This window comes from Shewanella sp. 10N.286.54.B9, assembly GCF_041468565.1.
GTDB lineage: Bacteria > Pseudomonadota > Gammaproteobacteria > Enterobacterales > Shewanellaceae > Shewanella.
Map to the genome: position 1 here is coordinate 1 of NZ_JBFRIY010000118.1, position 352 is coordinate 352.

1 pseudogene is annotated in these 352 nt (G+C 48.3%); it reads left to right on the forward strand.

Features of this window, described 5'->3' with window-relative positions:
• Positions 1 to 352: pseudogene (locus tag AB4135_RS22045) on the forward strand (group II intron maturase-specific domain-containing protein); the annotation flags it as partial.

Genomic DNA, 352 nt, shown 5'->3' on the forward strand with positions numbered 1-352 from the left:
TATCAATTGTTTAAAGTGCGGCAATATATGCAAGGCTGGATCAACTACTTTGGCATAGCCAATGCTTACCAAGGATGTGTCGATTTAGACCATTGGATCCGTCGTCGCGTACGTATGTGCTACTGGCGTCAGTGGCGAAAGCCTCGGACGAAGGTGCAGAATTTACTTAAGCGTGGCGTCAGGATCCAAGTGGCCGTTGGTTGTGGGAGGGCCTACCCCACGAAGTGCTTTGGGTATCACAAGCAAAGGTCCATGGCGCAGCTCGACTCTTGTAAAAATCTTTGACCAGGAATACAGCAAGCACTGGGTAATGCTAAGCTTGGAAATAAGAGCTTAAGAAAGCGGGTTTATG